At 71.6% G+C, this 17,443-nt stretch carries 19 protein-coding genes and 1 pseudogene; 12 read left to right on the top strand and 8 right to left on the bottom strand.

The genetic code is table 11. The features are described 5' to 3' along the window. Positions 1–104: 104 nt before the first annotated feature. Positions 105–857, bottom strand: coding sequence for a Rieske 2Fe-2S domain-containing protein (locus VKV26_10895; GenBank protein HLZ70401.1), 753 nt, complete (start codon positions 855–857; stop codon positions 105–107). Positions 858–910: 53 nt separating this feature from the next. Further along, positions 911–1,396, bottom strand: a complete 486-nt coding sequence (locus VKV26_10890) for a hypothetical protein (GenBank protein HLZ70400.1) — start codon at positions 1,394–1,396, stop codon at positions 911–913. Positions 1,397–1,743: 347 nt separating this feature from the next. On the opposite strand from VKV26_10890, the gene VKV26_10885 reads away from it, so the two are divergent. After that, positions 1,744–1,896, top strand: a complete 153-nt coding sequence (locus tag VKV26_10885) for a hypothetical protein (GenBank protein ID HLZ70399.1) — start codon at positions 1,744–1,746, stop codon at positions 1,894–1,896. 150 nt (positions 1,897–2,046) lie between these two features. Beyond that, positions 2,047–2,754 (top strand): methyltransferase domain-containing protein, encoded by a 708-nt coding sequence (locus tag VKV26_10880; GenBank protein HLZ70398.1) that lies wholly within the window; start codon positions 2,047–2,049, stop codon positions 2,752–2,754. Here the strand turns inward: VKV26_10880 and VKV26_10875 are convergent. From VKV26_10875 to VKV26_10855, 5 genes are all read right to left on the bottom strand, one after another. Next, positions 2,724–3,320 (bottom strand): GrpB family protein, encoded by a 597-nt coding sequence (locus VKV26_10875; GenBank protein ID HLZ70397.1) that lies wholly within the window; start codon positions 3,318–3,320, stop codon positions 2,724–2,726. The two genes, VKV26_10880 and VKV26_10875, sit on opposite strands and share 31 nt — an antisense overlap. A gap of 172 nt (positions 3,321–3,492) precedes the next feature. Continuing rightward, positions 3,493–4,161 carry a methyltransferase gene (locus VKV26_10870; GenBank protein HLZ70396.1) on the bottom strand — a complete coding sequence of 223 codons (669 nt, stop codon included), beginning with the start codon at positions 4,159–4,161 and terminating at the stop codon, positions 3,493–3,495. Between the two features lie 87 nt (positions 4,162–4,248). Continuing rightward, the gene (locus tag VKV26_10865) at positions 4,249–4,788 is read right to left on the bottom strand and encodes an A24 family peptidase (protein ID HLZ70395.1); all 540 of its coding nucleotides are present in this window, start codon (positions 4,786–4,788) and stop codon (positions 4,249–4,251) included. Then, on the bottom strand, positions 4,788–6,158 hold the full coding sequence (locus VKV26_10860; protein ID HLZ70394.1) for a hypothetical protein: 1,371 nt from the start codon (positions 6,156–6,158) through the stop codon (positions 4,788–4,790). Before VKV26_10860 ends, VKV26_10865 begins: the two co-directional genes overlap by 1 nt. A 16-nt stretch (positions 6,159–6,174) precedes the next feature. Beyond that, on the bottom strand, positions 6,175–7,230 hold the full coding sequence (locus tag VKV26_10855; GenBank protein ID HLZ70393.1) for a hypothetical protein: 1,056 nt from the start codon (positions 7,228–7,230) through the stop codon (positions 6,175–6,177). A gap of 207 nt (positions 7,231–7,437) precedes the next feature. On the opposite strand from VKV26_10855, the gene VKV26_10850 reads away from it, so the two are divergent. Continuing rightward, positions 7,438–8,331, top strand: coding sequence for a tyrosine-protein phosphatase (locus VKV26_10850; protein ID HLZ70392.1), 894 nt, complete (start codon positions 7,438–7,440; stop codon positions 8,329–8,331). A gap of 30 nt (positions 8,332–8,361) precedes the next feature. Here the strand turns inward: VKV26_10850 and VKV26_10845 are convergent, their stop codons facing one another. Then, positions 8,362–8,844 carry a pyridoxamine 5'-phosphate oxidase family protein gene (locus tag VKV26_10845; protein ID HLZ70391.1) on the bottom strand — a complete coding sequence of 161 codons (483 nt, stop codon included), beginning with the start codon at positions 8,842–8,844 and terminating at the stop codon, positions 8,362–8,364. Positions 8,845–8,951: 107 nt separating this feature from the next. Between VKV26_10845 and VKV26_10840 the strand changes: the two genes are divergently transcribed. From VKV26_10840 to VKV26_10800, 9 genes and pseudogenes are all read left to right on the top strand, one after another. After that, positions 8,952–9,479 (top strand): pyridoxamine 5'-phosphate oxidase family protein, encoded by a 528-nt coding sequence (locus VKV26_10840; protein ID HLZ70390.1) that lies wholly within the window; start codon positions 8,952–8,954, stop codon positions 9,477–9,479. A gap of 229 nt (positions 9,480–9,708) precedes the next feature. Next, on the top strand, positions 9,709–10,839 hold the full coding sequence (locus tag VKV26_10835) for an ABC transporter substrate-binding protein (GenBank protein ID HLZ70389.1): 1,131 nt from the start codon (positions 9,709–9,711) through the stop codon (positions 10,837–10,839). Between the two features lie 185 nt (positions 10,840–11,024). Then, positions 11,025–11,807, top strand: a pseudogene (locus tag VKV26_10830) (iron ABC transporter permease). A 107-nt stretch (positions 11,808–11,914) separates the two neighbouring features. Beyond that, positions 11,915–12,052 (top strand): iron chelate uptake ABC transporter family permease subunit, encoded by a 138-nt coding sequence (locus VKV26_10825; protein ID HLZ70388.1) that lies wholly within the window; start codon positions 11,915–11,917, stop codon positions 12,050–12,052. Positions 12,053–12,250: 198 nt separating this feature from the next. Beyond that, the gene (locus VKV26_10820; protein HLZ70387.1) at positions 12,251–13,099 is read left to right on the top strand and encodes a heme ABC transporter ATP-binding protein; all 849 of its coding nucleotides are present in this window, start codon (positions 12,251–12,253) and stop codon (positions 13,097–13,099) included. A 4-nt stretch (positions 13,100–13,103) separates the two neighbouring features. After that, a complete protein-coding gene (locus VKV26_10815) occupies positions 13,104–13,325 on the top strand; it encodes a hypothetical protein (protein ID HLZ70386.1) in 222 nt (73 codons plus the stop codon). Positions 13,326–13,468: 143 nt separating this feature from the next. Then, entirely contained in the window at positions 13,469–13,723 is a 255-nt protein-coding gene (locus VKV26_10810; GenBank protein ID HLZ70385.1) for a hypothetical protein, read from the top strand. Positions 13,724–13,873: 150 nt separating this feature from the next. After that, on the top strand, positions 13,874–15,334 hold the full coding sequence (locus VKV26_10805) for an alkaline phosphatase family protein (protein ID HLZ70384.1): 1,461 nt from the start codon (positions 13,874–13,876) through the stop codon (positions 15,332–15,334). A 99-nt stretch (positions 15,335–15,433) separates the two neighbouring features. Beyond that, a partial coding sequence (locus tag VKV26_10800; GenBank protein HLZ70383.1) for a CoA transferase occupies positions 15,434–17,443 on the top strand: 2,010 nt, incomplete at its 3' end.

The following is a 17,443-nucleotide window of genomic DNA, read 5'->3' as shown; positions in this document are numbered from 1 at the left end:
GCGGCACGGCAAAACTCCCGGTCGTACTGGCCCTCCCTCGAGTTGGGAGGACCGCTTGAGAGGAGTTCCGCCGCGCCGCCGAAAGTGCGACGACCGGGCCGCGCTCAGGCCGGCGGCAGACTGCCGCGCTGCGGGTCGTCGAGGCCGCCGAGCGTGATCTTGCCCGTGTCCACCGTCACCGAGCCATCGCTGTTGCGCACCAGGGCGAAGGTGTCGAGCGAACGCGGCGCCGGGCCGAAGACGCGCAGGCCGCCTTTCGTGTAGGTCGAGCCGTGGCAAGGACAGCGGAACCAGCCGGTCGAGCCGCCGAACTGGAAGTCGGGGCGCCAGGGCACGGCGCAGCCCAGATGCGGGCACTTCTGGTAGAGCGCGACCAGGCCGCCGCTCTTGCTGGGCGGCACGCTCTGGAAGCCGCCCTCGCCCGGCTTCAGGTTCACCAGGAAGCCCTTGATCGCGAAGATCTTCAGCGGGTCGTCGCCCGGCTTCGGCACCTGGCTGGCGGGAATGCGCACCGTGCCGCCGAAGCCGCTGGTGTGCCGCGGATTGAAGAAGTTGAGAAAGCTGCCCACGCCCAGCGTGAGGAAACCGGCTATCGCGCCCAGGGCGCCGCCACGCAGCACCTGTCGCCGCCGCAGCTCCGCACGCACCAGACGGTCGAGTCCGCGCGCCTCCGCCAGCGCCCGGCGCCGCGGCCGCGCAACGGTGACCGCGGCGTCGCCGGCCGCGCGGATGCGCCAGGCGGACGCCGCCGGCGTGGCCGCAGCCGGAACCGGCGCACCCGGGCGTACGGCCACGGCCGCCGTACTCTCCGCTGCCGCAGGGGACTGAGTCTCGCTGTCCTGAATCTGACCGTCCATGATCGAACCCTTGCATACGTTGCTACAGCCCGGTCTCTCGGCGACGCACCGTTTCAGGCGGCGTCGGGCAGGTCCACTGCTTCGCGGCCGGGCTGCGCGAGCAGGCTGCGGGCGGCGACGAACACGAACAGCCCCTCCGCCGCCAGCGAGACCAGGCCCGGCAGGCAGAACGGCTGCCGCGGGATGGCCGGCAGCCCCGCCGTTCGGCTGACCAGATACGCGGTCAGCATCCCGACAGAAAGCACACCCCCCAGCAGCCAGCCGCCGCGCAGACCGCGCAGCAGCGCCGCAGTGACAACCACCCCGCCCACGACGGCCGCGATGAACAGCACGCCTTCGTAGGCCGCGTCTTCAAAGCCGTCCGAGATTTCCAGCAGATGAATGAGCGCGTCGATCAGCGCCAGACCCGCGCCGATCCACAGCCACAGCCGGTTTTGCAGTCCTGCGCGTTCCACCACGTCCTCCTCGATTCCGTTCGCCCGGCGCCGCGCCCCGTGGCGGCAGCGCGTGGCCCTGCTCCTGCCGGTGCTCGTGCTCATGCCATGCGCCGCGTCTGCGTCAGGGCGAGGCTTCGCACGGGATGCACGCTCCATGCAGTGCTGCGCGGCAGAGCTGTTGCCCGTTGGTCGTTCCCCTGCCACATCAGGGGATACACCGCCGCGCGGAGAGGCGATGGCCGGGGAGGAAGCGATATCGTGATGCAATTCACAGGCGGTCGCCGCGGTGGGCGCCTGGCTCGCCCTGGTCGGGGCGCGGGGCAAGGGTATCGGAAGCAGATATAGGCAAGAGCGTGCGGGGCCGTTACACTGCGAGCGCCCGGCGGATGGGGCGAGGCGCCGCACCGCGCGGTGCGGCGCCTGTCTGCACACGGACGAGGAGGATTCCCATGCTGCGAGGATTGCTGATCGTGCTGATCGTGCTGGTGGCCGTCTTCGCCATCCTGACCTTCGCCGTGCACCACCTGTTCCTGATCGGCCTGATCATCGCCGCCGTCTTCCTGATCGGGCACAGCGGCTTCCTCGCGCGCCGGCGCTCCTGAGCCACGGACGGCGCCGCGCGGGCGACGCTTTGGCATCGCGCGGCGGCTTCGGCGAGCGGCGAGCCGCTCAGCTGCTGGGCCGCGCGGCGGAGGCGGCGCTTGTCCCTGCATGACCTTGTCCGGCAAGCCGCAGCGGATCGGAGCACCTGGATGCAGGCGAAAGAGGCGATCGGCCGCTACTGGAACGAGCGGGCGGCGACCTTCGACCAGCAGGGCGACCACGCCATCCACGGCGACGCCGAGCGCACCGCCTGGCAGCGGCTGCTGGACCGGCTGGCGCCGCCCGGCCGCGCTCTGGATGTGCTGGACGTCGGCTGCGGCACCGGCTTTCTGGCGCTGCTGCTGGCCGAACGCGGCCACCACGTCAGCGGCTCCGACCTTGCGCCGGAGATGATCGCCAGGGCGCGACAGAAGGCGCGGAGCGCCGGCCTGGCCGCGACGTTTGTGACCGGCGACGCCGAGGCGCCGGACTTCCCCGCTGCCAGCTTCGACCTCATCGTCAGCCGTCACCTCTTCTGGACACTGCCGCATCCCGAGCAGGCGCTGGCGGCCTGGGCGAGGCTGGCACGCCCCGGCGGGCGCGTGGCGATCGTCGACGGCGAATGGGGGCCGCGCGCCGCCGGCGCGGAGACGGCTACCGGTGATGTCTACGACGCGGAGGTCGAGGCGACGCTGCCGTTCCTGGGCGGCGTCCCGGCCGTGCGCGTGGCCGAGCTGCTGGCGGCGCACGGCCTCATGGGCGTGCAGATCGAGCCGCTCGACGCGATCGTGGCGGCGCAGCGCGCCCGCGCCCTGGCCGAGGGCCGCGAGCCGCGCGACTTCGTGCGCTACTGCGTCTGGGGCGAGCGCCTGGCCTGAGCTTGCCGGCTGCCGGACCATTCGCCGGCTGGCTCCAGCGCCGAGACTGGAGCGCCACGTGCGTGCCGCAACGTCGCCTGGATGAACGCCGTCTTGGCCGTCGAATACGAGGGGCCGTCGCTGAATTGCGGCGCCAGCTCCCGCTTGAGCGCGGCATAGGCGCGGGCGGCTTCCGGATGTGTGCGCAGGAAGTCGCGGAAGAGCAGCTTCTCCTGCCAGAAGGCGCCGCCGTGCTGCGTGAGATGCAGGTGCGCCACGACGCGGCCATCCACGGTTTTCACGAACAGGCGGTCGTCGTGCATGCCCAGTTGCGCGGTGACCTCGGGGTGGAAGGCGTAGCCGAGGCGCTGCAGCGGCACGATACAGGCGCCGGCGTCCGCAAGGCTCGTGACGCCGGCCATGATGTCGACGACCGGCTTGGCGGCCAGCCCCGCCACGGCGGTGCTGCCGATGTGTTCGAGGGCGAGACAGCGGCCGCCGAGCGCCTGCCGAATACCGCCGGCTTCAAGCTCGTAGCGGTGGGGCCAGTCGGGGTCGTAGGCGACGATCAGGATACTGCTGCTCACATCATGGCCTTCCGGCACGGCGCCGCGGCGCCTCATGCGCCGGCGCAACAGGGTGGAGTGTAGGCCCGCCGGCCCTGGCGGTGTGCAGCGAACTTCACACCGGATCGGTGAACAAGCTCACAGGCTCTACTCCTGAGTGCGGTCCAGAGCCCAGAAGAGTCCCTCGCGGGGACTAAAACAGGCCGGGCAGCAGCCGGTAGCGGGTGTGCCGGGCGAAGGCGGCCCAGGCCGCGTCTTCCGCCAGCACGCGCTCTTCGGCATGGATGCGGCCGACCTGGCAGGCAGTGACGATCAGCACGAGGCCGAGGTTCCACACGCTCGGGTTTTGCAGCAGGTAGCCCGTCTGCGTGAGCAGATAGGAGGCGTAGACCGGATGCCGCACGACCGCGTACGGCCCGCCGGTGCGCAGCCCGCGGTCCGCGGCCACCACGCCGAAGCTGCGGCCCAGCACACCCAGCGCCAGCAGGCAGCCCACCAGCCCTGCCCACTGCAGCGCAATCGCCACGGCGTCCAGCCCCCAGAGGGGATGGCCGGAGGGCCGCACCAGCAGGATCAGAAAGCTGCCGCCGAAGGCCAGGAGCCAGTCCCACGGCGCGGCGGAGGTGCGGCGCGGCGCGCGGCGCACAAGAAAGAGGAAGGCGGTCAGCGCCTCCTGCAGCACGAGGCCGAGCCCCGTCGCCGTGCCGGTTGTGCGCCAGTGCTGGAAATGCGCCGCGGCGAAGACGGTGAACACCGCGACGAGCAGCGCCTTGCTGGCCAGGTCCCAGGCGCGCGTATGCGTGAGGCGACGGGGCTCCGGCGCCGCGGTGGGTGTGCGCGGCGGCTCCGTCTGCAACGCCATGCCGTGCTCCTTGCAGATAAGCAGGTACCAGGTACCAGGTGACCGATGACAGTGCCGGGCGGCGGTAACGACGGTGCGCGGGTGCGCTCAGTGCGCTCGCAGCAGGATCAGCAGCGCTCCGGCGATCAGCCCTGGTCCGTAGGGCATGGCGCCGCGCAGGCGCAGCCGGCCGATCGCCAGCCCCAGCACCACCACCAGCCCGTTGAGCAGCACTCCGGCCATCAGCGCCGTCAGCAGCAGCGGCCAGCCCACCAGCAGGCCGATCAGGCCGCAGAGCTTGACATCGCCGGCGCCGAAGCCCGGCACGAGGGCGAACAGCGCGAACATGATCGCCCAGCCGGCGAGGCCGCCCGCGATCGTCGCGCCGAAGCCGTGCGCCGGCCAGGCCCAGCCGAGCGCGATCGCCGCCAGTGCGGCCGGATAGGTCAGCTTGTTCGGCAGCAGCATCGTCGTCGCGTCGCAGACGGCGAGCGCCACGAGCACGGCCGAGAAGCCGGCGAGCAGCACGAGATGCAGCGGGTTGTGCGCCTGCCGGACGCAGAGCGGCAGGAGCGCGGCCCAGACGCCGGCGGCAATCAGCGCCGGCCGGCCGCGCAGCGGCAGGGCCGCGGCGGTGCGAGCGGCCATCAGCCGTTCTCCTGCACGAAGTAGACATCGCAGGCGGCAGCGATCTTCTCGGGCGTCAGCAGCGGCTTCTCGCCGTAGTAGCGGGCGCCGTCGTCGATGATCATGATCAGGTCCCGCGGATAGACGGCCTTCGGCGTGGGCCGGTCGGGGCGGAAGACGGCGGCCACCAATGACTGCACCGCCGTCTCGTCCACGTCGATGTTCTTGATCTTCGCCTCGCGCCGCGTGATCTCGGCCATGTCGCCCTCGGTCGGGCCGGTGAGCCGTACCTTGTAGGGAATGCGGCGCAGGAACGCCTCGTCCGCCAGGTCGGCCGGCGAAAGGTTGGTGGAGAAGAGCACGCTCATCTCGAAGGGCACGTTCAGTCGCTCGCCCGTGGCCAGCGCCAGCAGGTCGTAGCCGCGCTCCAGCGGCACGATCCAGCGGTTCAGCAGGGCCGCCGGGCTCACCTGCTGACGGCCGAAGTCGTCGATCACGAAGATGCCGTCCTGCGCCTTCAGGTGCGCCGGCGCCTGGTAGAAGCCGCCGCCCGTGTCGTAAGAGAGCTCGAGATCGTCCGCCGTCAGCTCGCCGCCGACGACCACGACGGGGCGGCGCACGGCGATCCAGCGGCGGTCGAGCGGCTTGGCCGTGCCTTTGAGAACGCTGTGCGCCGGCTGCTGCGCGGCCTGATGCTCGGCGATGTCCGCGATCTTGTGCACCGCCGGGTCGTAGATGCGGATCGTCTGGCCGTTCACGTAGAGGGCGCCGGGAATCAGCACGTTCTCGCCGAAGCTGCGGGCGTAGGCGTCCACGATCGCCGTCTTGCCATTGCCGGAATCGCCGTAGATCAGCGACGGCCGGCCGGAGTGAAAGGCGCGGGCCAGCGAGTCGCGCACCAGCGGCTGCAGTACGAACGGCGCCATGGCGCGGGCGATCTGCTCGGCCGTGGCCGGGCTGCCGCGCAGCGACTGGCGCCGCGCCAAGTCGGTGTAGCTCTCCATCACCACCGGCGCCAGGCCGGCGTAGCGCGAGCGGCTGAGCGCGTCCTGGGCGCGGGCCTGCCCCTTGCCGCTGAGCACGAAGCGGTAGCCGAGCGCGGAGTAGTTTTGGCCGCCGTGGTCCTGCACGGTGGAGATGTCGACCAGGCCGAGGCCACGCAGGCTATCGGTAATCTCTTCCACCACCGCTGCCGAGAGGCCGGTGCGCCGCTGCAGGTGTTCGAGCGTCGACGGCCCGGCGTAGTGAATCGTCTTGAGAATCAGCTCTTCGAGGAAGACGGCCGAAAGGCCGGTGGCCGCCGCGGTCTGCGGCGAAGCGGGCCAAATCTCGAAGACCGGGTCCTTCGGCGCGCCCGCACCCGCGTCGCGCAGATAGGCTGCCTGCACCATGCTTGCTCTCCGGCTGTTAGTGCCCGCCGCGCGAGGAGGCGGCGCTGGCCGCGCGCTGCGTCTGCGCGGCGATGTCGTCCAGGCTAGGCGCGATCGTCGAGGGCTGCGGCGCGGCCGCGGCCACCGGGGCGCTGCCGCCGCCGCTGACGCGGGCGGGAGCCACGCCGGCACGGCTGCTGCCGCTGCCGGCACTGCTGCTCGAGGTCACGCCGGGGATGTTGACCTGGCCGGGCGAGCTGCTGCCCACCTGCGCCGGCGGCTGTGCGGCCGCGGCGTTGCCGACGACGCCAACCAGCGACTGGCCCGGATCCGGCGTGGCCGAGGGAGGGGTGAGCGGGGCGCTGCGCGCCGGGCGCGTCAGCGGTGGCGTGGCGCCGGGCGCGGGCGTAGCCGCTGAGGTTGCGACCGTGCGCGCCGCCGGGCCGAGGCCGCCCGCGGGCGAAGCAGCACTGCCGGACTGCGGGCCGGCAGCGGCCGGGGCGCCGAAGACCGGCGGCGAGGCGGCGGGCCGCGCCGCGGCCGCCGTGGCCGCCGGCGTCTCCGCGGCGAAGATCGGGCTTGATGATGTCGCCGGCGCGGCCGTTGCCTTACCGGCGACGGCGCTGACCGCCGGAGCGGCCGGCTGGGCCGCCACCGTGGTCGGGTTCTGCGCGGTGCTGCTCTTCTTGGAGCTGCCGCCGTGGAAGAGCAGCGGCAGCAGCACCAGGCCGACCACCACGGCCACGACCACCACGGCGCCGAGCACCAGCGGGTCGGGGCGGTCGCGCAGCCAGTTGCTGCGCACGCGCGCCACCAGCGCCGGCTCTTCTTTCACCGGCTCGCGCTCCACGCGCTGCATCACGCTCTGGCGCAGCGAGCTTACCTGCTCGATCGGTGCGGCATCGCGGCCGGGCGCCGGATAGAGCGGCTCGGGTTCCGGCTCGACGATGCGCCGCGGCGGAATCGGCCCCGGCGCCGCGCGGAAACTGTCGCCCGGCGGCTCACCCTCCTGTCGAAGCTCCGGCGCCCGCCCCGTCGCCTCGACGACACGATGCACGCGATCTTCGACCGGCTTGCTCTTGCGTGTGAACATGCGATGCCCCCTCGCCATCATCCTCGGCAGCGGCGGATCGCCGGCGCAGGCGTGTCTGCTACCCGCGGGATAACAGTCGGGTAACAGTTTGGCCCGTGCTCGGCGGCAGCGGCGGCGCGTAACGCCGACCTAACGCGGAACCGCTACTCTGAGCATCGGAGCGGACGGCGCCGAATCCAGTAGTCCGCCGCTTCCGAAAGAGGGTCTATGTCGAACTTCGCCCCGAAGCGCCCGCTTGCCGCCTCGCCGGCGCCGCAGCGGCACAACGCCGGCAGCCGCCGGCCGGCCGCGGCGCCGCCGATCGCGCAACCTCCCGCCGCCCTCTCGGATCTGCACGCGGAGGCGCTGGCCGCGCCCGGTACACCGCTGCGGCTGGAGGGGATGTTCAACCTGCGCGACCTGGGCGGCTACGCCACCGATGGCGGTAGACGCACGCGCAGCGGCCGTATCTTTCGCGCCGATTCCCTTGCCTATCTGAGCGACGCCGACCAGATCGCGATCGCACGGCTCGGCCTGGGACTGGTCTGCGATCTGCGCAGCGAGCAGGAGATCGCGCGTTATCCCGACCGGCTGCCGCCCGGCGTGCGCCACGTGCACAACCCGATGCGTGTGAACGTCAACGTGATGGGCGATGACCGCAGCCCCGGCTTCGACTGGGGCGCCTTCCGTTTGGAGCAGATGTTCATCCACATGCTGGAGCACAGCGGCGAGACGTTTCGCCGCGTCTTCGCGCACCTGGCCGCGGAGGAGTCGTACCCCTATCTGTTTCACTGCGCCGCCGGCAAGGACCGCACCGGCGTGACCGCGGCGCTGCTGCTGCGTACCGCCGGCGTGCCGGACGAGGCGATCATCGCCGACTTCGCGCTCTCCGACGGCTACATTGCGCCGAAGCTGCCGGAGTTCCGCGCCCGCAGCCGCGCGCGCGGCGTCGACATCGACAGGGCCGAACCGCTCTTCCGGGCGCCGGCCGCGGCGATGCAGGCCGTGCTCTCCTACCTGGACGAGCGCCACGGCTCGACCGCCGGCTACCTGCGCGGCATCGGCGTGCCGCGGGCGGAGATCGCGGCCTTCCGCGCGCAGTTCGTGGAAGCGACGGCCTGACTCGGCGGTCCCGCACCGCCCGGCTGCAGCCTACCCCTGCGCCCGCCAGAGGCGCGGCTTGATCCCCTGCGCCAGCTCCGGCGTGTTGAACGCCTCGATGCGGCGCGGATCGAGGCGCAGCAGGGCGAGGTTGGGATCGTCGGGCCCTTTCCAGATCAGGGCCGGGTCGTAGCCGGCGATCGGGTCTTCCTTGAAGAGCGCCCAGAGCCGCGCCTTCTCGGACGCGGCGGCAGCGAGCACGCAGGCGCCGGTCACGGTGAGGTGCTTGCCGGCATGGGTCCAATAGAACAGCTCGGCTCGCGGGTTGCGCGCGAGCTGGCGCACTTTGGCCGAGCCGCTGCGCGTCGCGATCCAGACGGCGCGCCCTTCCCACACGGGATGGACGACGCGCACGTGCGGCTGGCGCCCGCCGGCGGTCGCGAGGAAGGCCCACACGGCCTCTTTGACGGTGGCGGTGATCTCGGCATCGAATTCCGTGCCGGCGGCGATGATCGGCTCACGGCCATCACACATTTGATCGCTGCTCCCTTTCTCCCGCTACGATGGATGTGGCCGCCAGGGGCCAGTTGGCGACCATACTGGCCGAGATCATAGCGGAGCCGGCGGCCGCGGGGGCATGGATGCAGGAGTCAGCTGCGGACATGGCGCGCCTGCAGGCGCTGATCGATCGCGGCATCGCCGGGGCGGGGCCGTTTCTGCGCAGCTCGTTCGAGATGCCGGAGCACTCGCTTTCGGCGCGGCAGGTGGTCGCCGTCTTCAACGGCAACACCGTCGTGGCGCTGAGCACGGCCACGGCCGCCGGCGAGCCGCGCGTGGCGCCGATCGGCTGTCTGCTGATCGGCGGCGTCTTCCACATTCCCACCACGCGCACGGCCGCCCGCTACCGCATGGTGGCGCGGCAGCCGAGGGTGGCGCTCACGACCTTCGAGGGCATCGACCTGGCGGTGATCGTGCAGGGCACGGCGCGGCCCGTGCACCAGGACGACGCGGACTTCGCGCGAATTGAAGCCGTGCACGTTGGGCTGGGCGATACCAGCCCGCGCGGTTGGGGCCGGCCGGGCGACGGTTGCTACCTGGCGATCGAGCCGCGGTCGATCATCACCTATGCCCGCTACCCGGAGCGCATCGTCGCCGCGCCGGCGGGCTGAGGGCAGGCCGCGGCCACGCACGGACTCTGGGTAATTCTTGCTAAATCTCCGAGATCGGCGCGGCTGGATGTACAGATCTGTTTGACGCCGCGCCGGGGGCTTCGGAGACTGGATACAGGCCGCGGCGGCCCCCTTGCGTCGCGGCGCCGCGGCAGGGCGGGCTGCTGCCGCCGTGCGCACGCCGGTTTGCGACCGCGGGCGCAGCAATCGCACGGCAGGAGTCGCACGCGTGATCCCCTATCTCCGCGCCCTGCGGCCGATCGCGGCCGTGCTGCTGGCCGTCGCGCTGGTGGCGTGCAGCAGCAGTAACAACATCGGCGGCAACAAGGCCAACAGCGCCGCCACGCAGCCGCCCGCGGCCTCACGCGCCGCCGGCACGCCGGCCGCCGCGTCGGCTCCGTCCGGCACAGCAGCCACGGCCGCGCGCAGCTCGCCGGCTGCCGTCTCGCCCACGGCCGCATCCGCATCGCCAACCGCCGCCGGTTCGCCCGCGGCGGCTGTCGCTACCGAGACGGCGCCGAAGCTGCCCGCCACGGCAACGGACAAGGACGGCAAGGGCATCCAGGTCACGAACATCGACCGCATGGTGCCGCTCGACGGCGACATCACCGAGATCATCTACGCGCTCGGCCTTGGCTCAAACGTGGCCGGCGTGGACATCAGCTCGACCTATCCGCCCGAGGTGACGAAGCTGCCGCAGATCGGCTACCAGCGTACGCTCACCGCTGAGCCGATCCTCGCGCTCAAGCCATCGCTGATCGTCGGCGACGAAATGGCCGGTCCGCCGCCGGTAATCGAGCAGCTGCGCGGCGCCGGCGTGCCCGTCGTGATCTTCAAGTACGATGCCACGATCGACGGCATTCCCACCAAGATTCGCAACATCGCCGCGGCGCTGGGTGTGCCCGGTCGCGGTGCAGCACTGATCGCCGCCGAGCAGCAAAGCGTGAACGAGGCGAAGGCGCTGGCCGCGAAGGCCACCAGCAAGCCGAAGGTCGCCTTCCTGAACATCCGCGGCGGCGGCACGCAGCAGATCTGGGGCCAGGGCTTCCCCTCGCACGACATGATCGTGGCCGCGGGCGGCGTTGACGCGGCCGACGCGGCGGGCATCCAGGGTTCGAAGCCGATCACGGCCGAGGCGCTGGTGACGGCCGCGCCCGACGTGATCCTGATCACGAGCGCGGCGCTGAAGGACGCGGGCGGTGTGGACGGCGTGCTGCAGATCCCCGGCATCGCGCAGACGCCGGCAGGCCAGAACAAGCGCGTGGTCAGCCTGGAAGATCAGTACCTGCTGGGTATGGGGCCGCGTACCGGCCAGGCGCTGAGCGACCTGGCGAAGCTGCTCCACCCCGAGTTGAAGTAGGGAACAGGAAACGGGGGCGCAGGGCGTAGGGCGTAGTAAAAGGCCTCCCCTCTCCCAGGATTGGGAGAGGGGCCGGGGGTGAGGGCCGAGGGGCCGCCGGTGCGCGGAGGATTGGCGGAGTCTTGCAACTGGCACGGCCGTGGGCAAGGGCGCGAGGCGAGGGCGCGGCTGGCGCCGGCGCCTTTGTGCGCTCGCGGCCGGCGTTGTTTCCGGCCCTGCTGCTGCTGCTTGTCGGCGCCACGCTGCTGAACGCGGGCATCGGCGCGGTGCGCATCTCGCCGCTGGAGGCGATTGCGATCGTGCTGCGCCATGCGGGCATCCATATCGATGTCGCGGTCACGCGGCAGCAGGATGCGGTGCTCTGGGCGATCCGGCTGCCGCGCATCGTCATGGCCGGGCTGGTCGGCGGGGCGCTGGCGCTGGCCGGCGCGGTCTTGCAGGGCATCTTCCGCAACCCGCTGGCCGAGCCGGGGTTGATCGGTGTCTCGGCTGGCAGCGCCCTCGGCGCCGTGGCGGCGATCGTGATCGGCTTCACCGCGCTTGGTGCGGCCTCCTTGCCGCTGGCGGGCTTCGCCGGCGGGCTGCTGGCCACGCTCGTCGTCTACCGCTTCGCCCGCTACGGCGGCCGCACCGAGGTGGTGACGCTGATCCTGGCCGGCGTGGCGCTGAACGCGATCGCCGGGGCACTGACCGGGCTGCTGCTCTTCCTCGCCAACGACGCGCAGTTGCGCAACGTCGTCTTCTGGCAGCTCGGCAGTCTGGGCAGCGCGACCTGGACGACCGTGGGTGCGGTGGCGCCGTTTGTGATCATTGGCTCGCTCGTGCTGCCGCGCTACGGCCGTACGCTCAACCTGCTGGTGCTGGGCGAAAGCGAGGCGCGGCACCTGGGCGTGGACACGGAGCGGGCGCGCTTCATCCTGATCGCGATGGCGGCGCTGCTCACGGGGGCGGCCGTGGCCGTGGCCGGCGTGATCAGCTTTGTTGGCCTCGTGGTGCCGCACATCATCCGCCTGATCGCCGGGCCGACCACCGCACCCTGCTCCCGGCCAGCGCCCTGGCCGGCGCGGCGCTGCTCTTGCTCGCGGACCTGTTCGCCCGCACCGTGGCGCTGCCGCGCGAGATTCCGCTGGGCGTGGTCACAGCGCTGGCCGGCGGGCCGTTCTTCCTCTGGCTGCTGGACCGCACCCGGCAGGAGCATGGCGGCTGGGGATGAGACGAGGGCGGAGGGCGCAGGGAACAGGGGACAGAAGGCGTGGGGAGCGGCGCGGCGCCATGCCTGCTCTCTACGCACCGCGGAGCGCCCTGCGCCAGAGCACCGTGAAGTCCGAAGCGCTCCGACCAGGACTCCGCGCCCTGCGCCCCACGCCTTACACCATCGCTATTCGCTATTCCCTGTTCCCTGTTTCCTACCGTGCTTGAGGCCCGCGGTGTCTGTTTCCGCGCGGGCGAGGCGCTGCTGCTGGACGGCGTCAGCATCGCGCTGCGGGCGGGCGAAGTGCTTGCGCTCGTGGGTCCGAACGGCGCCGGCAAATCGACCCTGCTGAGCGTGCTGGCCGGCGATCTCACACCGGCAGCCGGCGCGGTGCTGCTGGACGGCCGGCCGCTCTCGGCGTTCCGCCCGCGGGCGCTGGCGCTGCGGCGCGCCGTGATGCCGCAGCAGACGCTGTTGCAGTTCGCCTTCAGCGCCTTCGAGGTCGCGCTGATGGGCAGAGGCCCGCACCTCGGCGCCCGCCGCGGCGAGAGCGACGCCGACCTGGCGATCGTGCGCGAGGCGCTGGCGCGGGTGGATGCGCTGGAGCTGGCCGGCCGCGCCTATCCCTCGCTCTCCACCGGCGAGCAGCAACGGGTGACGCTGGCACGGGTGCTGGCGCAGCAGGCGCCGATCCTGCTGCTGGACGAGCCGACCGCGGCGCTGGACATCCGCCATCAAGAGCTGGTGATGCAGATCGCGCGGGAGCAGGCCGCGGCGGGCGGCGCCGTGCTGATCGTCGTGCACGACCTGAACCTTGCCGCCGCCTGCGCCGGCCGTGTGGCCGTGCTGCAACGCGGCCGCCTCGTCGCCTGCGGCGCCCCGTGGGAGGTGCTCACGGCCGAGCTGCTTGCGACCGTCTTCGAGCACCCGATCACCGTCCTTTCCCACCCGCTGCACGACCGCCCGCTGATCCTCCCATCAACTACAATCCCAACCGCAGCCTCCCCCTCTCCATCTGAGATCGCGCTCCGCGCGATGGAAAGACCTGGAGAGGGGGCCGGGGGGTGAGGCCATGCCGCGCCAGTTCCAGCAAGACGAGAGCCTGCGCGCTTTGCTCGATCAGTTCCTCCTGTTGACGCAACAACGCAACCTCAGCGCCCTGCAACTGCTCGACCTGGCGCACGAGCTGGAGAAGGTTGGGCTGCTGCGCCTGGCCGACGAGCGGCTTGAGGAGCAGCTGATCCGCCGCGACGCGCTGCCGAGGCGCGGCGGCCACAAGGCGGCCGGACGCTGAGCTCCGCCGCGGCCCAGGCCGCGATCGCGATTTCTGCCGGTGGCAGATTGGCAATCTACTACCGTTTCCGCGATGCGGGGCGTAGGATGCGCTGCAGGCGCGCGGCGCGCGGCACGGCAGCCGGCCCGCGGCGGGAGGGTGGCGTGAACGAGATCTTTCCGGTGCTGGCGGGCGCGGCGGTGGGCGCGGGTGTGCTGCGGCTGGCGGCCGGGCGGCTGCGGGTCGCGGCGCTCGTGGCGCTCTGCGTCCTGGTGGGCCTGGCGGCCAGCGCGATCAGCGGCGAGCTGGAGCTGAGCTGGGGCTTCGTGCCCGTGGACGTGGCCGAGGCGCTGGTGGCCGGCAGCCTGACGATGGGCCTGATGCTGGCCTGGCAGCGCGGCACGGCGCGCACCCGCTGACGGTCGAGGCGCCGCTCCGCACGCACGCAACGGTACAGTTCCTTCTCGCGAAACTCGAACCCGCTCGTTCTCGTGCAGAGACCAAGCGGGTTCGGCGCGCTGCATGGCGCGTGGGCGCGCCGTTTGCTTATCTACGCGCGGAGGGGATCGATGAGACGTCAGGTGGCGCGCGTGCTCAAACCGGCGCTGATCACGGCGGCCGTCGCGGCGCTGTTCGCGGCCGGCGGCGGCAACCGAGTCGGCTTCACCCGGACGGCGGCGGCGCAGCCGGTCCCGCTTCAGCACGTGATCGTGATCATGCAGGAGAACCGCTCGTTTGACTCCTACTTCGGCACCTTTCCCGGCGCCGACGGCATTCCCATGCAAAACGGCGTGCCCAGCGTTTGCCTCCCCGATCCGCAGAGCGGAACCTGCGTGGCGCCCTACCACGACGCCAACGACCAGAACGCCGGCGGCCCGCACGGCGCGACCGACGCGCGCGACGACGTGGACGGCGGCAAGATGGACGGCTTCATCGCCCGCCAGCAGGCCGGCCGGCGCCTCTCCTGCAACGGCGCCAACAACCCGGCCTGCACCGAGGGCGGCACACTGCCGGACGTGATGGGCTACCGCGACGCGCGCGAGATCCCCAATTACTGGGCCTACGCGCAGAACTTCGTCCTGCAGGACCGCATGTTCGAGCCCAACGCCAGTTGGAGCCTGCCCGCGCACCTGTTCACCGTCTCCGGCTGGTCGGCGCGCTGCGCCAGCGGCGACCCGATGAGCTGCACCAACCAGTTGCAGACGCCCGGCGGCTCCGCCTTCCTGCTGCGCGCCGCGATCCAGCGCGGCGCTCTGCCGGCGCCGCAGTTCTCCTGGACCGACATCACCTACCTGCTGCACAACGCCGGCGTGAGCTGGGGCTACTACCTGGACGAGGGCAACGAGCCGGACTGCGCCAACGACGCGATGGCCTGCCCAGCGCGGGCGCAGCGTGCCAGCGTGCCGGGCATCTGGAATCCGCTGCCCTGGTTCGAGACGGTGAGGCAAGACAACCAGCTCGGCAACGTGCAGCCGGTGGGCAACTTCTACGCTGCCGCCGCCAACGGCACGCTGCCGGCCGTCTCCTGGATCGTGCCCAACAGCGCCGACAGCGAGCATCCGCCGGCGTTGGTCAGCACCGGCCAGGCGTACGTGACCAGCCTGATCAACGCCGTGATGCAGGGGCCGGAGTGGAACAGTACGGCGATCTTCCTCACCTGGGACGACTGGGGCGGCTTCTATGACCACGTGACGCCGCCGGTGGTGGACGAGAACGGCTACGGTCTGCGCGTGCCCGCGCTCGTGATCAGCCCCTACGCGCGGCAGGGTACCATCGACCACCAGACGCTGAGCTTCGACGCCTACCTGAAGTTCATCGAGGATGTCTTCCTCGGCGGCCAGCGGCTCGACCCGGCTAACGACGGCCGGCCCGATCCGCGGCCATCCGTGCGCGAGAACGAGCCGCAGCTTGGAGATCTGATGGCGGACTTCGACTTCACGCAAACGCCACTGCCGCCGCTGCTGCTGCCCACCAACCGCAGCGGCCCGCCGCCCTCCAGCACACGCCAACCGGTCGACGACGACGATTGAAATCGTTCCCGCGCGTTCGCGGCCCCGGCGCCGGTGCGACGTCTGACGCGCCCGGAGCGCGTGTGCTATTGTTCGGCACACGCTGCGCGGAGGGGCGCCATGCTGGAACCGTACCGAGTGCTGGACCTCACCGACGAACGGGGCATGCTCTGCGGGCAGATGCTCGCCGACCTCGGCGCCGACGTAATCGCGATCGAGCCGCCCGACGGCTCGCCGGCACGGCGCATCGGCCCCTTCGCCGGCGACAGCGGCGCTGCCGAAGACAGCCTGTTCTGGCGCGCCTACGCCCGTAACAAGCGCGGCATCACGCTCGATCTGGCGCACGCGGCGGGACAGCAGCGGCTGCGTGAGCTGGTGCGCGGCGCCGACTTTCTGATCGAATCGTTCGCGCCCGGCTACCTCGACGGGCTCGGCCTCGGCTACACGGCGCTCGCGGCGATCAACCCGCGGCTGGTGATGGTCTCGATCACGCCCTTCGGGCAGATGGGACCGAAGGCCGGCTGGGCCGCGACCGACCTGACCGCCTACGCCGCCTCCGGCGCCCTGCTGCTCACCGGCGACGACGACCGCGCCCCGGTGCGCTGCACGGTGCCGCAGGCCTTCCTGCATGCCGGCGCCGAGGCCGCGGTCAACGCGCTGATCGCCCACGCGGCCCGCGAGCGCGACGGCGCCGGCCAGCACGTGGATGTCTCGGCGCAGACGGCCGCGGCGATGGCCACGATGTCGATGATCTTGCAGGAAGGCTGGGGCGAGAAGCCGGTGCTGCGCGTTGGCGGCGGCGTCAAGCTCGGCCCGGTGCTGCTGCGCTTCATCTTTCCCTGCAAAGACGGCTACGCCTCGATCACCTTCCTCTTCGGCACCGCCTTCGGCGGCTTCACGCGGCGGCTGATGGAGTGGGTCTACGAGGAAGGCTTCATCGACGAGACCACGCGCGACAAAGACTGGTGGAACCTCGCCGTGCAGCTCGTCGGCGGCCAGGAGCCGATGAGCGAGCTGGAGCGCTGCCAGCAGGCGCTCGGTCGTTTCGCCCTGGCGCACACCAAGGCCGAGCTGTTCGCCGGCGGCATGCAGCGCAAGCTGCTGATCGTGCCCGTCAGCACCACCGCCGACGTGGTTCATTCCGAGCAGCTCGCCGCCCGCGGCTACTGGACACCGGCGGCAGGGAACCGGGAACCGGGAACTGGGAACCGTACAAACGCTCCCCTCTCCATTGCTCCCCTCTCCATCCCATGGAGAGGGGCCGGGGGTGAGGCCACGCCTGAGGCCGCCGTCTATCCCGGCCCCTTCGCCAAATTCAGCGCCACCCCGATTCGCTACCATCGCCCCGCGCCGACCCTCGGCCAGCACAACGCCGAAATCTTCCAATCAACACCACAGTCCCCCCCTCTCCAGAAACTGGAGAGGGGGCCGGGGGGTGAGGTCGCCGCCCTCGCCGGTCTCAAGGTCCTGGACCTGACCTGGGCGATGGTGGGGCCCGTGGCGATCCGCTACCTGGCCGACTACGGCGCTACCGTGGTCAAGGTCGACAGCGCCACACACATCGATGCGGTGCGCTCGTTCCAGCCGTTCAAAGACGGAGAGTCGGGCGCCGAGCGTTCGGGCCTGTTCAGCAACGTCAACTGCTGCAAGCTCGGCATCAGCATCAACCTCAGCAAGCCGCAGGGCCGCGGGTTGCTGCTCAAGCTGGTGCGCTGGGCCGACATCGTGGCCGAGAGCTTCGCCGCCGGCGCCCTGCGCCGCGCGGGCCTCGACTACGAGACGCTGCGGCAGATCAACCCCGGCCTGATCATGCTCAGCACCTGCCTCAACGGCCAGGACGGCCCGCAGAGCGCCCTCGCCGGCTTCGGCACGATGGGCTCGGCGCTGGCCGGCTTCGGCGCGTTGACCGGCTGGCCCGACCGCGCCCCCACCGGCCCCTTCGGCGCCTACACCGACTACGTCGCGCCCAAGTTCGTCGCGACCTCGCTGCTCGCCGCGCTCGACCACCGCCGCCGCACCGGCGAAGGGCAGTACATCGACCTCTCCCAGGTCGAGGCGGCGCTGCACTTCCTCACCCCCGCGCTGCTCGACTACACCGTCAACGGCCGCATCACGCGCCGTGCCGGCAAC

It is taken from the genome of Dehalococcoidia bacterium, from assembly GCA_035310145.1.
GTDB lineage: Bacteria > Chloroflexota > Dehalococcoidia > CAUJGQ01 > CAUJGQ01 > CALFMN01.
Note: the sequence above shows the minus strand (reverse complement) of the source record. Positions and strands in the feature narration are given on the sequence as shown.